Below are 15,257 nucleotides of genomic sequence, written 5' to 3'. Positions count from 1 at the left end.
AACGTCAAAAATGTCATCTTTAGTTAATCTGCCGTTTAGTTGTGCCCTTTTGTTTTAGAAATAGTATTGAATAGATAGCTCGATAAAATCGTCATCTCTAGCGAAGTAGAGCAAATCATTTGGTGTTTCATTTTTAAACAACCAAGCATCAATTTGCCACTTAACGTGATTCGATATTCGGCTCGACGCCTCTAACTTAGCATTGTAAACATCAGCATTATCTAAATCCTTCGTGATTCCCGTCAATACTTCCGTTCCGTCCTCATCATTGAGCGCCCAACGAATACCTGCAAACACATCATTTTGACCGATAGTTTGTGCGTTGTTTCCACGACTGTCATAGAGGTACTCACCAATAACCCCCACATCCCAAACCGTGTCAAATGCACCGACGAAGGTATACTCAAAACCCGTCACAAGACCGACATGATTATCAGCGCTATCTCGATAAACACTTTCTAGTTTCCATAACCAATCGCCAACAATTCCTTGCACATCGAGACCGACATGACTCATCAGAGCGTAGTAAGGCTTTAATTCTCCGTACTCTAAACGAAAGTAAGGATCCCGGTTTGTTCCATATAAATAGCTTAGGCCTACGTCCCAATCGCCAAGCATTTTCGAATATCGAAAAGCCACATCTACGTGCTTCTCTTCTCTGCTTGATTCATAGATAGCATCATCAGAGACAACGGGGTCGGTTCTCAAGCGGCCATCTGTACCCGCAAACGTTCGTTCCCTAAAGTAAGGTAACAACATTGCGTGGACGGTGCCCCAGTCTTTGAAAGAGGTAAAATGTAACATCGGCTGACCGAGTTTATCTTCACCATCGACGGCTTCAATGGCATCTGTTTGGTTTACTACATCAACTAAATGGGCTGATTCAGTCACTCCCCAAAAGACCTTACTAATCCCAACTCGAAGCTCATAATCATCCCAATAAGTCAGATAAAGTGCCTCTCGTATGTCACCATGACTTCGCTCATCGTCTAGACCATCCAGACGATAGAAAGGTGTGAAAGTAAAGTTTGCATCACCATTTTGCATCTCCCAGTAAAATTCTGGCTGCAAAACCAATGACGTTTGCGCTTTGCTCTGACCCTGAGAGCCCGTTTCAAAAAACTGACGATGCTCAATATTGACTTGTCCTGCGAGCTCGACGGCAGTCAGAGGCATCGAGTAAAAAAAAGCTGCTGCACTAAACAACAACCCAACATTTAATCGCTTCATTTTTCCTCCACTACCTCACTCGCTTCAACACATTCTTATGAAAGTCATTGTCTTGTAATCCAGTGTTAAAACGCATTTCGCTAGTCGTTAGCTCAGTACTTTTTCCTGTTTGATGGTTTGTCATCGCCATAGTGTGCGCGCGCCAATATTGGTTGAGATATTGCTTGTAATCGGAAAAAGAAAGCGTTTTTAACAAAGAGCCTTTGCGGTCGTAAAACTCAACTTTAAGTGGACGATAATGCGCTTTACCTAACCACACCGTTTGCTTGGTATAACCTGAGTTCTTATCGGTCGGAATTTGCTCTACGACGAAAACATCTTGCCCGTTTATGCTGTCATCTTTTAGGTAGTTGAAACGGTATTTTTCAATCTCAAAGGAACTGAGATCCTCATACGCGAATTCACTGCCCATAAAAGGACCTGATTTGTTACGCGAGGAAATACGTTTCACACGTTTCAGTGCAGGAAGGTAAAGCCATTGGTCATCGGCACCCACCGTATGAGAATGGTTAAGAAACGCCGTGCCTTTTACATCTCTCGGTTCATCAAATATCGTGAGCCCTTTGTCACCATCGCCATCAACTTCGAGTGATTGTAAGCGCATTAAACGTGTGCTGCTTTCTCCTTGCGCGTTTCGAAGAATCATTTGCATCGTAGCAACAGAATCCCCCCACCCTTCATCACGGGCTTTGCGCTCTTGGGCAATTTCTAGTCCTTTGGCTTCATCCGCCAACACCGCATGACTCATAATAAGCGAGACAGAAAGTACTGATACTTTTAAGGCATTTTTTACTAAATTCATGTTCGATCCTTTAATTCGTTATGACTGAGTAACAGTCTTGGTTTGAGAGTCAGTTGATTTAAGCTTATTTCGGCGCTCCACCTCGTCGTAAACGCCTTTGTCAAACAACATCAGTAGAGTCGGTAGGAGGATGAAATCCACAACAAGGGCAATAAAGATGACAATGGCACTCAGCTGTCCCATATCGGCATTTAAGCGGAAGCTCGACATCGCCAGAACAGAGAAACCAGCAACAAGCACGACCGTCGTAATCCAAAGTGCGCGCCCCACGGTACGAAAGGCGTAGCGAACCGCTTGCTCCGCACTGTGGCCATCTTTACGAGCGTGTTGATATTTAGAAAGAAAGTGAACGGCGTCATCAACAACAACACCAAGCGTTAATGTCACAACGACAGACAATCCCAAGTTAATCTCGCCAGAAACCAGCGCCCAAATACCAAAACCAATAAGCGCAGGAGCAATATTCGGGACAAGACTAATTAAGCCAAGCTTGAACGAACGCAAGGCAAAGATCAGTAATGCAGAGATTAAGACAAGAGTAATGGGCAAGGTTGACAGCATGCTAGCCATATTCGTTTCACCAATATGCGCAAACATCAGTGAAGGACTAGACGCAACAACATCATATTGAGGCGCGTTTTCGTTAAACCATTGGTAAATACGATTTTCCAAATCAACAAGCTCGACGCTGCCCAAGTTCTCCACGGTGAGAACCATCTTGATCGACGACTTATCTACATTGATTTGGTTGTTCAAATCTAAACCATACGGTAGTGACATTTCGTAAAGCAGCAGATATTGAGCCGCTAATTCTCTGTCTTGAGGGAGCGAGTAATAAGCCTGATCATCTCCATGCATGTTCTTGTTTAGGCGCTTATAAACATCGCTCAAGGTCGCAACATGGTCCGTTTCTGGCTGCAACCTTAGCCAGTCAGTAAATTTACCCACGGAATTGAGAAAATTAGGATCGGCAATGCCCTGCGATTCGTTAGTTTTTATCGCGATACTGATGTTCGCCATGCCACTGATTCGCTCTTCCATAAAATCAGCCGCTCGGCGAAATTCATTGCTATGGCCAAAGTACTCGACGGATTCATCATTGACTTTGTTCAGCGGAATCAAGCTCGCACTCGCGACAATAACAAGCACCGACAACGGCAATAACGCATGTCGCTTTGACACCACGAAATCTCCTAAATGATCCATAAAGTGCTTTCTTTCATCAGAAGTATCCAACTTCACCGTAATCGGAAGGATATTAAGCAAGGCGGGAAGTAACGTGATGGAAAGGAAACAAGCAACCATGACGCCAAGGGCTGATAGGTTGCCGAAATCTCTCAGGATTGGAGAATCCGACATATTCATCATTAAAAAGCCGATCGCGGTGGTAATGGAGGTAATCAAGATAGGCATGAAATTGAGCGCAATACTTCGCTCAATAGAGTGGGCTTTACTAAAGCCGTTTTGCATAGACTGACGCATTGTCGCGATGATGTGTACACAGTCTGCGACGGCAAGCGTCATCACCAAGGTAGGCACATTAACGGTCGCCGTGCTTAAGAACATACCAGCCCATCCTGACAAGCCCATTGTAACCATAACCGAGCCGATAATAACGATGAGCGTCGCGATGACGCTAAGCAATGAGCGCAACATGATGGTCAGAAACACCAATATCACTAGTAACATAGTTGGCACTAATGTTGCGCTATCATCTTGGGCTGCGGTCATAAACGCGTAGTTCATTGCAATAATACCAGCCTTGTGGAATTCCGTGTCTGGGTACACTTGCTGATAACGCTCAATCATTCCGTTTATGTAAGCAACCACCTCTTGTACTTCAGCAGTTTTATCTATTTCAGGGAGTTGGACCGTAACGTTTACGACCGTGACATCTCCTTTTTCAGAAATCAGTGAACTTTTCAAAACCGGCTCACTCAACGCAATACTTTTGACTTTCTCTATTCGTTGAGGTGTCAATTCATATTCGCTATACAGTAAATCTTCGACAAGAAGATCATCTTCAAACGCTTCGGTATGCTGGTAGTTGGCGAGGGAATCAACGCGGGTGGAGTATGGAACTTGCCACGCCTCGTCAGTGATCTGCTGAATAAGAGATAATGTGCTAGGAGTAAAAACAGTGCCGCTCTTTGGCGCTATAACCAAAGCAAGACTGTCAGATTTTGCAAAGGTGGTTTGAATTTCATCAAACGCAAGTAACTGCTCATTTGTTCCATCAAAGAAGATGTCGTAATCTCCTCTAAAGTAAAGATTTTTTCCTCCAATAGTTGCTATGACAATCAATAAAACGGTAGCAAGCATCACCAATACACTGTAATTCGTTGGTAGCTTACCCCACCCTGAACGGGCGTATTGTTGAACGTTGTGATGTGGCATCACACTCTCCTTTTGTGACGTTTCGTCAAATTTAAAAACTAAAAAAACAGCAAATGCTGTAAATAACCAGACAAACTCGACATGCAAACTTTAGATCGAATGAATTTGGCTACATAAGTTAGTTTTTAGTAACTTCCTATGCTTCTCGTGATCATTGGCTGAACGCCAACCTTCGAGATTTAATGACGATTCGTCACAATAGTGCGATAAAAAAGCCAACCATAACGTCAGATTGGCCTTTCCAGTTTATTAGCGATTCACTGACTCTAAATAAGCAAGCTCTTCACTAAATAACTCCTGCTCCACTCGACGCCAGGTTTTACGGTAGTCCCATTCTGTAGATAAAGGCGACCAACCTAAACCATCAAGTAACATATTCGCGTTGTGCAGTACTGAGAATGGGTCTTGAATTCGCTGAATACATCGACTGTTCGATGCATTTTGCGCCAAAGCGTTTGAACCGAATGCAATAGACCAGTTGGCGAATACAATAGCATCAGAACCTATTGCGGGAGAAAACTTAAGATCACCACATTCTACCGCATTGTTCACTAGCGCATCAGCACCATCTATTACTTGTTCTTCCAAGTTATTCAGTTCATTCACACGTTTAGGCGAAGCCTTCTCTAGAACCCAAGGCGTCTTTGCAACAATCGCACAGGTTGATAGTACTGGCTCCATACGAGCGTAAATACGATAACCTACATGCATCGCAATGATTTTTTCTCTGGTATTGCCATTAAATTTGGCGGTACGTTCGAAAAATATTGCTTCGCTTTTCAGCGAATGAATACAAAGCGCAAGAATCACATCTTCTTTGCTGCAAAAATGATTGTAGATCGTCCCTTTAGAATAAGGGCTTGACGCTGTAAGCTTGTCCATCGTTAAGTTGGCAAAGCCTTGCTCTTGAACTAAAGACTTAGCCAATTGAATAAGCTCTATCTCACGATCAGCAATCGCCTGTTGCTTTTTTGTTAGCCCTGAAGACACGCGACATCCGTCTTGCTTGCTATATTTTTTACAGCGAAAGTTAAACATAATCCTTTGATCCGTATACCAACACACTCCCATAATTGTAACACGATTCTTTAATACAGGAACGCAACTAAAGTTGACGAACCGTCATGAATGACACTTCGTCATAATAGATCAAAAAACAAACATTTCAAGTATGAATTTATAATTAGAAGATAAATAGCTACCAATTATGCATACCCAAGTAGCTACAGGATGCTTGGTTCAACGAGAATGGTTTCTTTGTAGAGGAAGCGAGAGTGGCTTTGGGAGGAACAACGAAGGAAATCAGCATGTTAAAAATGACGAAAGTAGATACTGAACAGGTATTATTCGAAATAAGCCCAAAACACTTTAAGTCTGAATTAAGAGCAAACACCGCTGAATGCCCTACTTACAAAGTATTTGCTGTCTTAGGCTTTTTCTTTTGCAACGCCCTTTCAGAAACTCTCTTCAAAAAAGGCTCAAAATCTATATAGATAGGCTTGGCTTATCACCTGCAGATGCGATGGCATAACGAATATCATCAATAAATCGCCCCTCTGTCTCAATAATGCCGTCAGAGAATGTGACTGGCTGATGTGGCCCAGCAAGTAGAACAATATTAGTAAAATCAGAGACATTAAAGTTCTCTGCTACAACATTTTTGGAATGAAAATCGATGACGGTCTTTGCGACTTGATCTTCCAGTAACAAAAGCTGTTCTTCGGTAATTTTCATACGCGCCAAAGCAACGCGAACACACTTATCGTGGGTAGTCGTCTGCTCTTTTATGATTTCGGTATATTTGTCGTTGAGCTTGGAGTTCTCTGCATAGCTATAATATAAAGGTCCGTGCAGCGTTATATTTTTATCTTCATCAACGTAAACGAGATCCAACAACTCTAATGCTTTTAAGTAATCGGACATGCTCTGCTCAGACAAGTCATACTTTTTCTTTAAAATAGAATAGCCGTCTTTACCTCGTAACATTCTCAATTCACGATAAAAGTCGTAAAGGTGAGGGAATTGAAAGAATACTTCATCCTGTGTGCGACTAAAGTAATCCTCGTCTTCACCTTGCAATTGATTTGCGAGCTTTTGTAGTTCATCTAACGTGCAATCAACCGCTCTACAATATTCCAGCAACTTATCTAAAGCGAGATTCGTGCTTGTAAGATGTCTCTTAAAAGTAGATAGTGGCATACCCATTTTCTCAGATAGCTCTCGATATGTTAGCCCTTTTGTTTTAATCGCTTGGCGTAATGCGGCTAGCAAGTATTCGGGAGTCAGATCTCTCATCTACAATTCCTTTTGGCAATGTTACAGCTGTATAGTATTTGTAACAATTTAGAACCGCTTGGCAAGGTATAAGTTCATATTTTTATAAGAAAAACATGAATTAATATACTGAAAGGAGAATTCACACAACAAATGAAAAATTCAATATGAATTCAATTTCATTATAGGTATAAAATAATATGCAAAACAAAAGTAAAGCAATCACTCTAAATTATCGTGATTAATTTTAATAGTAACGTAAAGTTGAGAATATAAATCTATTCGCTCTGCAAAAATCTAGAATAATTAACCTAAAAGGAACAGAACGGTAAATGCATAATAATTCACCGCTCTCTATTAGCATTTTTGCAATGCTATTCAAGTAGACTAGTCCGCTAGTTTCACTGCAGTACCAAATGCCAAAATTTCCGAAGAACCATCTACGATTGAGCTTGTGGTAAATCGAATCCCTACAATTGCATCGGCACCTTTAGATTCAGCGTCCGCCACCATGCGCTGTATAGCAATATCACGCGCGTCGGTCATCATTTCCGTGTAACCACGAATTTCGCCGCCAACAATGCTCTTGATACCCGCCATGAGGTCACGGCCAATATGCTTTGATTGAACAACATTACCAGTTACAACCCCTCTGATTTCAGAGATCTGCTTGCCAGGAATGCTTTCGGTCGTTGTGTAAATCATTTTTAATCCCTTATAAACGTAAAAATTTATACCCAAGCTACCTTATAACTAACATAAGATGCTAACCAATAAATTGAGAAGACTGATAAACAATACTCTAAATAGCCAAGCTAAAAGTCATTTGGGTATAAATTTTAGCAATAAAAAAGGAGAGCTAATGCTCTCCTTCTCTTAATCCTAAACTGCTAATTAAAGAGCAGCTTTCGCTTTTTCAACTAGAACTGCAAATGCAGCTTTGTCGAATACTGCGATGTCCGCAAGGATCTTACGGTCGATCTCGATAGATGCTTTCTTAAGACCGTTGATGAAACGGCTGTAAGATAGACCATTTTGACGAGATGCCGCATTGATACGTGCAATCCATAGTTGACGGAATTGACGTTTCTTAGCGCGACGGTCACGGTAAGCGTATTGACCAGCTTTAGTAACTGCTTGGAAAGCTACGCGGTAAACACGTGAACGCGCACCGTAGTAACCTTTAGCTTGTTTTAGAACTTTCTTATGACGTGCACGAGCTTGTACACCACGTTTTACGCGAGGCATTATGCTTCTCCTAAACTAAACGATTGATAACTAAAAAGAATTAAGCGTATGGCAACATACGGATTACTGCAGCCACTTCACATTTTGGAAGGATTGCATTCGGACGTAGTTGACGCTTGTTCTTAGTAGTACGCTTAGTCAGGATGTGACGTTTTGTAGCGTGCTTGTACTTAATACCACCAGCAGTTTTCTTAAAACGCTTAGCAGCACCTTTGTTGGTTTTCATCTTAGGCATGATGAATAACTCCGCATTGAGTAGGTTTAATAAACAACGTAATTAGGGCGAACAAAACCCAGCCGTTATGCCTTTATCGAAAGGAAAGCGGCTAGGTTTTAATTACTTGATGAGCCGTTAATTACTTCTTTTTAGGGGCTAGCACCATGATCATCTGGCGACCTTCAATCTTCTTAGGGAAAGATTCAACTACAGCAATTTCTGCAGTATCTTCCTTAAGACGATTTAGAACGTCAACACCGATGTCTTGGTGTGCCATCTCTCGGCCACGGAAGCGAATTGTTACTTTCACTTTGTTGCCTTCTTCAAGGAAACGCGTCAGGTTGCGTAGTTTTACCTGATAGTCTCCAATATCAGTTCCAGGACGGAATTTTACTTCCTTGATCTGGACCTGCTTTTGCTTCTTCTTCTGCTCTTTAGCAGTTTTGCTCTTCTCGAAGAGGAACTTACCATAGTCCATCACACGACAAACAGGTGGCTCGGCGTTAGGACTGATCTCAACGAGATCCATACCAGCTTCTTCAGCAGCTGCAATGGCTTCTTGAATCGATACAACACCAACTGATTCACCGTCAGCGCCTGTTAGTCGAACTTCACGAATACCACGAATTTCACCGTTGATACGGTGCGGGTTTTGTTTTACCGGCTGTTGGCCACGTCTTCCGCCTTTAATAGCTTATTCCTCCAGATTGAGCTTACGGCTAGAGATCTCGTCTTGGATGTATGCAATAAAATCATCCACTTTAAATTTACCAAGATCTTTACCTTTACGAGTACGCACTGCAATTTCGCCAGCTTCCATTTCTTGGTCACCAACAACAAGCATATACGGTACACGCTTCAAAGTATGTTCGCGGATTTTAAAGCCAATCTTCTCATTTCTCAAGTCCGCTTTAGCTCTAATTCCACTTTTTTGTAGTTTTTGTACTATTTCTTGAACATAACCTGACTGTTTATCAGTAATGTTCATAAGAACTGCTTGTTCTGGCGCCAACCAAGTTGGGAAGAAACCAGCATATTCTTCGATAAGGATACCGATGAAGCGCTCTAGTGAACCTAGAATCGCACGGTGAATCATTACCGGTACAAGACGTTCATTGTTTTCACCTACATAAGTTGCACCTAAGCGACCTGGTAGGTTGAAGTCTAGCTGGACAGTACCACACTGCCACGCACGGTCTAGACAATCGTATAGTGTGAATTCAATCTTAGGACCGTAGAACGCACCCTCGCCTTCTTGAATTTCGTATGGGATATCCATCGATTCAAGAGACTGCTTCAATGCTTCTTCAGATTGATCCCAGATTTCATCTGAACCTACACGTTTCTCTGGACGAGTAGACAGTTTCACTACGATGTTGTCGAAACCAAATGTTTGGTACGTATCGTACACCATCTTGATACAGTTTGTTACTTCTTCTTGAATTTGGCTCTCAGTACAGAAAATGTGAGCGTCATCCTGAGTAAAGCCACGTACACGCATAATACCGTGTAGTGCACCAGATGGTTCGTTACGGTGACATGAGCCAAACTCAGCCATACGTAGCGGTAGGTCGCGGTACGATTTTAGACCTTGGTTGAAGATCTGTACGTGACCTGGACAGTTCATTGGCTTAATCGCGTATTCACGGTTCTCAGAAGAAGTTGTGAACATTGCATCAGCGTATTTATCCCAGTGACCTGAGCGTTCCCAAAGAACACGGTCCATCATTAGCGGACCTTTTACTTCTTGGTAACCGTACTCATCTAGCTTAGCGCGAATGAATACTTCTAGATCACGGAAGATAGACCAACCATTGTGATGCCAGAACACCATACCCGGCGCTTCTTGCTGCATGTGGAATAGGTCTAGTTGCTTACCAATCTTACGGTGGTCGCGCTTCGCCGCTTCTTCTAGGCGAGTTAGGTGCGCTTTCAGAGCTTTCTTATCGTGGAATGCTGTACCGTAGATACGTTGAAGCATTTTGTTGTCGCTGTTACCACGCCAGTATGCGCCTGCCACATTTAATAGTGTGAAATGTTGACAGAAGCTCATGTTAGGTACGTGTGGACCACGACACATGTCGATGTATTCTTCATGGTGGTAAAGACCTGGACGATCATCACGAGATACGTTTTCGTCTAGGATTTCCACTTTGTATGGTTCGCCACGTGATTCAAACGTATCACGCGCTTCCTGCCAGCTTACTTTTTTCTTAACCACTTCGTACTTGGTTTTCGCTAGCTCTTTCATACGCTTTTCAATCTTTTCAAGATCTTCTTGCGTTAGAGATTCGTCTAGGTCGATATCGTAGTAGAAGCCATTGTCGATGGTTGGACCGATCGCCATTTTAGCTTGAGGGTAAAGCTGCTTAAGAGCGTGACCCAGAAGGTGAGCACAAGAGTGACGAACGATTTCTAGACCGTCTACTTCATCTTTAACTGTGATGATTTCAAGGCTTGCGTCTTCTTCAATTAGATCACACGCATCAACGCGGTTACCGTTTACACGACCAGCGATAGTTGCTTTTGCAAGACCAGGACCGATCGATTGCGCAACTTCCATAGTAGAAACTGGGTTGTCAAATTGACGCTGACTGCCGTCAGGAAGAGTAATAATAGGCATGCTATGTCCTTTACAGTGGTGTTGCACACCAAGCAACACATGTTATTCAAATTAGAAGCTATTTGTTGAAAATAGTTGAGAGTCAATAAAGGCCTCTCGGTAACACGAATACCGGACCGTTATCGAAAATGGGATTGTACCTAGCTCACATTTAGAATGCAAAGCGCGATTTTGTTTTGTCATAAGAACTTAACCGCAGACCCGTCACGACAATCTGATCATGCTTTTTAAGAGACCGCATAACTTGTAAACGGAATTGCCCCCCAATGAACTTACACAACAAATTACAATATCGCCTATTACGTTTGAACCGATACAAAGCTTAACACGCTTGGCGAGAGCTCAACGTGCGATTTAGGTATATAGTTGTTTTATAGAGTAGTTTGTATGTAGGTATTCATCATGGTCTATTTCAAATCGCGCTTTATGGTACTTCTAAGCACCTCGATATGTTCTTTGCAAGCCTTCGCATCAAATGACTTATATGGCCCGCTGCGTTCTTACGCACAATCCCCAATGCAAGTGGTTAGTCACACCAACATACTGCGTTCAGGGCATAGTCTGCCCTCTGGTTTTGTCGAAGCCTATGGTTCGGGAACCGTGGCAAGTGTTTGGGCTCATACTGATGAATACGCACTGGATTATTACCACAATCAAATCGAATTAGGCAGCAAATGGCAAGTCAGCAACCGTTGGCAGTGGGAGCTCAACTATCGATGGGTCTTTGCCGCTGACAACCATTTAGATGGACTGACGAAAAGCTTCCATAAACTTTTCGGTATCGGACAAAATGGGCGGGATAAAGTAGACAGAGATCGTTTTTACATTTCAATGCCGCAATATAATGTGCTTGAAGATGATTTCGAAGGACAAACACTGGCCAATAACCTATCTACTTACTTACAGTATCAAGTGTTCCAAAATGAACATCACGGCCTATCGATTGGCGGCAGTTTGTATTTTAACGATGTGGCTCACGGTACTTTTCAAGGTAGCAGTTTCGAGCAAGGCTTCCAATTAAACTACAGCTACTTAAGTGATGCTCATGCATTTTATTCGATGATTGGCATGACTTTTCGCTCGGATGACCGTGCCTTGCTCGATCTGCCCTATCGACATAATACGATTGCCATTGCGGGTGGGTACCGTTATGCCTTAGAAGATAACCATCACCTGATGTTGGAATATCATTGGTATCAAGGCTCAACAGAAGGGCCCACAGAGTTTGCTGATGCCTCTAATGAACTGGTATTGGGCTATCGATATCTAATGGAAAATTCAGCGCTTGAGTTTTTAGCCGTAGAGAACGCAAGAAACATGGATAACAGTACCGATATCGCTTTCACAATAGGATATCGGTACATATTTTCATCAAGGTGATGAGAGCTATAGATTTAGCGTTGGTGCCACTGCGGCTGCGACTTGAGCATCGGTTGCATTGATCGGCAACGTAAACGAGCGATATTGGTCACCAGCCAAACTGAGCGAACGGTCAATCTCTGCCAAACAATGCATGACCTGCCCTTCCAGAATAAAAGAGAGCTCAATTTCTTTTGATGAGATAAAGCCGCTGTTACGGAACTCTAGCTCTTGATAAATACCAGAGCGAGAAGCAAACGAGCCACCGCGCAAAAAGCCTTTTTCAACATCGGCTTTAACCATAGTGAAACCAGCTTGCTCGATCGCTTGAATAACCCGAGATGCTACTGGTAAAGGTTTCACTTCAATATAGTCACGGTCACGCGGATCAATTGCAAAATCAATATCTAACGTCGTCTCGACCCAAACATGACATTGATTCTTAAGTGCGCTAACCGCAGTAATTGGTGTTTCATCATGCAGTTTTAGCTCAAACGGAACCTGCTTTTCTTCATTAGGTTGAATCACAAAAGGGTCAACTGCTTTCAATTGATCAATAGTGAAGGTTTGGTAACTTACGCTATCATCCACTTCGACTTTCATTTCCGTGTTCAATTTAATCGTAATAGCATCAATTTGTTGTTCGACATCTCCGCCTTTGATATGAACATGCCCTTTCAGCGTCGCTCCTTGAAACACGCTCATTTCGTCCAAAATGGTATCTACTTTTGCAGAGCCGATCCCCAGTGATGCTTTCAATTTTTTAAACATATTTTTCCTTTTTTAGCGACTTTTCTTCTAATAATCGTTTGTTTACACAATTGTTTTCTGCTGTGCAAGCAATAGACCACAAGAAAATGCTTGAATTCAATCATCAAGCCAAATAATGCTCAGCAGCAAGAGTCATTCAGCCCTGCAATAGGATTGTTCGGTCACTAAGCGGTACATTCGTCGAGAAATGTTTGCAATTTGTACCTAAATTCAGCAGTATTTGTATAGTCAAATAAAGGGAAATCATTATGTCTGCACCGCTCTACATTCAAATTAAACAATTTATCCTGGATAAAATTGATGCTGGAGAGTGGGTAGTTGGTCATCGCATCGCCACCGAGATTGAGCTTACCGAGCAATTTGGTGTCAGTAGAATGACAGTGAACAAAGCAATTCGGGATTTAGTAAATGAGGGCCGATTACAACGTCGCCCACGCTTAGGCACGTTCGTGTGTGATCCTGGTGAAAAGTCAGAATCCCCCCTGCTAGACATTCGAAACATTGCCGAAGAAGTCAGCGATAGAGGGCGAAAGTATGGCAGTAAAGTGCTCAAACAGATTGCCATAAAAGCAGATGACAACATTGCGACAAAACTCGGCGTTATGCTAGGCACGACAGTGTTTTACAGTGAAATTATTCACTATGAAGACCAAACGCCGATTCAATTGGAGCTCCGCTGGGTGAATAGCCAATATGCCCCGAGTTATTTAAATCAAGACTTCACACAAATCACTCCAAATCAATACCTGTCAGATAATTGCCCACTCAGCGCGATAGAACATACTGTAGAGGCAATTGTGCCTGAAAGCCGTATTAAGCAAGACTTAAAAATGCAAGCCAATGAACCTTGCCTTCTCTTGAATCGCAGAACGTGGAGCCAAGATAAGTTAGTCAGTACCGCCCTACTTTATCACCCTGGTAACAAATATAAGCTGAGCTCAAAAGTGCTCATTTAAGGACAAGATTTGCCCTCTAGATCTACGTTTTGATCACATTTTAGCAACATCAATCTTGTCAGTGTTCTTATTTTGCTCTATTTATTTGTATATACATTTAATGATACAAATAAACACAGGGACACAAACATGGATTTGCTGATTGAAAACGCACGTCTAGTTACCATGCAATCGGGAGAATGCGGATACCTTCCAACGCCTCCAGCGCGCATTGGTATTAAATCTGGAAAAATCGTTGCGATCAGTACTTGTGCCATTGGTGAAGACGCACCGCAAACCGAGTCTCTGCTGTCTGCCCAACATTACGCTCAGAGTATCGACCTTCAAGGCAAGTTAGTTCTGCCAGGTTTGATCGACTGCCACACTCATCTTGTTTACGCGGGCAATCGTGCCAACGAATTTGAAATGCGCTTAAACGGCGTGCCATATCAAGAAATTTCCAAACAAGGCGGTGGGATACTTTCAACGGTGCATGCGACGCGTTCAGCAACCGAAGCGCAATTAGTTGAGTTAGCGTTACCACGTTTAGATGGGTTACTCGCGAGTGGCGTCACTTCTGTCGAGGTGAAATCTGGCTATGGATTGACACTGAATGATGAAATAAAAATGCTCCGTGCCGCCAAAATGCTGGAGCAAGAGCGCAAAGTTAAAATCACCACTACACTTCTCGCCGCTCACGCCATTCCGCCAGAGTTCCAAGGTCGTGCAGATGATTATATTGAGCACATTTGTCAGGACATAATCCCTGTTGTCGCAAAGGAAGAATTAGCTACGAGTGTCGATGTTTTTTGTGAATCGATTGGTTTCAATCTTGAACAAACAGAAAAAGTGTTTGTAGCTGCAAAACGCCACGGCTTAAAGGTTAAAGGGCATACTGAGCAACTTTCTAATCTCGGTGGTACAGCCCTCACTGCGCAATACAAAGGTCTGTCAGCGGATCACATCGAGTTTTTAGATGAGCAAGGTGTTAAAGCACTTGCTCGATCAAACACCGTCGCCACTCTATTGCCTGGCGCTTTTTATTTTCTAAGAGAAACTCAGTTACCACCGATTGAGTTGTTGAGAGAGCATAACGTGCCGATGGCAATTGCTACGGACGTCAACCCAGGTACATCACCATTTTCTGATCTCACACTCATGCTGAATATGGCGTGCACGCTATTTCGCCTTACACCGCAAGAAGCACTGCGTGGTGTAACGCAACATGCAGCCAAAGCTCTGGGTTATCAAAACTCACGTGGCGAAATCAAAGTAGGGTTTGATGCGGACTTCTCTATATGGGATATCGAAAGCCCTGCGGATTTAAGCTATCAAGTCGGAGCAAAACGTCTGGTAGGTCGTATAGTAAATGGTGAATACATTTCACACGGAGGCCAATAA

The 15,257-nt window shown here is 42.8% G+C and carries 15 protein-coding genes; 4 read left to right on the top strand and 11 right to left on the bottom strand.

The features are described from left to right. Window positions 1-54: 54 nt before the first annotated feature. The 4 genes from N646_RS01575 to N646_RS01560 all read right to left on the bottom strand — a co-directional run bounded on the left by N646_RS01575 (window position 55) and on the right by N646_RS01560 (window position 5,467). Window positions 55-1,230 carry a hypothetical protein gene (locus N646_RS01575; RefSeq protein ID WP_017821823.1) on the bottom strand — a complete coding sequence of 392 codons (1,176 nt, stop codon included), beginning with the start codon at window positions 1,228-1,230 and terminating at the stop codon, window positions 55-57. 10 nt (window positions 1,231-1,240) lie between these two features. After that, window positions 1,241-2,032 carry an outer membrane lipoprotein-sorting protein gene (locus N646_RS01570; protein ID WP_017821822.1) on the bottom strand — a complete coding sequence of 264 codons (792 nt, stop codon included), beginning with the start codon at window positions 2,030-2,032 and terminating at the stop codon, window positions 1,241-1,243. 18 nt (window positions 2,033-2,050) lie between these two features. Next, window positions 2,051-4,429 (bottom strand): efflux RND transporter permease subunit, encoded by a 2,379-nt coding sequence (locus N646_RS01565; RefSeq protein ID WP_017821821.1) that lies wholly within the window; start codon window positions 4,427-4,429, stop codon window positions 2,051-2,053. Between the two features lie 249 nt (window positions 4,430-4,678). After that, window positions 4,679-5,467, bottom strand: a complete 789-nt coding sequence (locus N646_RS01560) for a TetR/AcrR family transcriptional regulator (protein ID WP_005377913.1) — start codon at window positions 5,465-5,467, stop codon at window positions 4,679-4,681. Between the two features lie 269 nt (window positions 5,468-5,736). On the opposite strand from N646_RS01560, the gene N646_RS01555 reads away from it, so the two are divergent. Then, on the top strand, window positions 5,737-5,922 hold the full coding sequence (locus N646_RS01555) for a hypothetical protein (RefSeq protein ID WP_017821820.1): 186 nt from the start codon (window positions 5,737-5,739) through the stop codon (window positions 5,920-5,922). Here N646_RS01555 and N646_RS01550 read toward each other — a convergent pair. The 6 genes from N646_RS01550 to thrS form a co-directional block, all read right to left on the bottom strand. After that, window positions 5,915-6,724, bottom strand: a complete 810-nt coding sequence (locus N646_RS01550) for a helix-turn-helix domain-containing protein (protein ID WP_005377917.1) — start codon at window positions 6,722-6,724, stop codon at window positions 5,915-5,917. The two genes, N646_RS01555 and N646_RS01550, sit on opposite strands and share 8 nt — an antisense overlap. Before the next feature lie 366 nt (window positions 6,725-7,090). Then, a complete protein-coding gene (locus tag N646_RS01545; RefSeq protein WP_005377919.1) occupies window positions 7,091-7,408 on the bottom strand; it encodes a heavy metal-binding domain-containing protein in 318 nt (105 codons plus the stop codon). Between the two features lie 189 nt (window positions 7,409-7,597). Next, a complete protein-coding gene (rplT, locus tag N646_RS01540) occupies window positions 7,598-7,951 on the bottom strand; it encodes a 50S ribosomal protein L20 (RefSeq protein ID WP_004727974.1) in 354 nt (117 codons plus the stop codon). A 40-nt stretch (window positions 7,952-7,991) separates the two neighbouring features. After that, complete coding sequence (rpmI, locus tag N646_RS01535) at window positions 7,992-8,186, bottom strand: 50S ribosomal protein L35 (protein ID WP_005377932.1); 195 nt, start codon at window positions 8,184-8,186, stop codon at window positions 7,992-7,994. A gap of 121 nt (window positions 8,187-8,307) precedes the next feature. Then, window positions 8,308-8,859, bottom strand: coding sequence for a translation initiation factor IF-3 (gene infC / locus N646_RS01530; RefSeq protein WP_080276913.1), 552 nt, complete (start codon window positions 8,857-8,859; stop codon window positions 8,308-8,310). A gap of 3 nt (window positions 8,860-8,862) precedes the next feature. After that, the gene (thrS, locus tag N646_RS01525; RefSeq protein ID WP_005395892.1) at window positions 8,863-10,791 is read right to left on the bottom strand and encodes a threonine--tRNA ligase; all 1,929 of its coding nucleotides are present in this window, start codon (window positions 10,789-10,791) and stop codon (window positions 8,863-8,865) included. Between the two features lie 402 nt (window positions 10,792-11,193). On the opposite strand from thrS, the gene N646_RS01520 reads away from it, so the two are divergent. Continuing rightward, on the top strand, window positions 11,194-12,171 hold the full coding sequence (locus N646_RS01520) for a DUF3187 family protein (RefSeq protein WP_017821819.1): 978 nt from the start codon (window positions 11,194-11,196) through the stop codon (window positions 12,169-12,171). A 6-nt stretch (window positions 12,172-12,177) separates the two neighbouring features. Here N646_RS01520 and N646_RS01515 read toward each other — a convergent pair whose 3' ends face one another. After that, window positions 12,178-12,921, bottom strand: a complete 744-nt coding sequence (locus tag N646_RS01515) for a sporulation protein (protein ID WP_017821818.1) — start codon at window positions 12,919-12,921, stop codon at window positions 12,178-12,180. A 248-nt stretch (window positions 12,922-13,169) separates the two neighbouring features. Between N646_RS01515 and hutC the strand changes: the two genes are divergently transcribed. Further along, window positions 13,170-13,877, top strand: coding sequence for a histidine utilization repressor (gene hutC / locus N646_RS01510; RefSeq protein ID WP_005385493.1), 708 nt, complete (start codon window positions 13,170-13,172; stop codon window positions 13,875-13,877). Window positions 13,878-14,006: 129 nt separating this feature from the next. Continuing rightward, window positions 14,007-15,257, top strand: coding sequence for an imidazolonepropionase (gene hutI / locus N646_RS01505; RefSeq protein ID WP_017821817.1), 1,251 nt, complete (start codon window positions 14,007-14,009; stop codon window positions 15,255-15,257).

Source organism: Vibrio alginolyticus NBRC 15630 = ATCC 17749, assembly GCF_000354175.2.
In the GTDB taxonomy this organism is placed as follows: Bacteria; Pseudomonadota; Gammaproteobacteria; order Enterobacterales; family Vibrionaceae; genus Vibrio; species Vibrio alginolyticus.
Note: the sequence above shows the minus strand (reverse complement) of the source record. Positions and strands in the feature narration are given on the sequence as shown.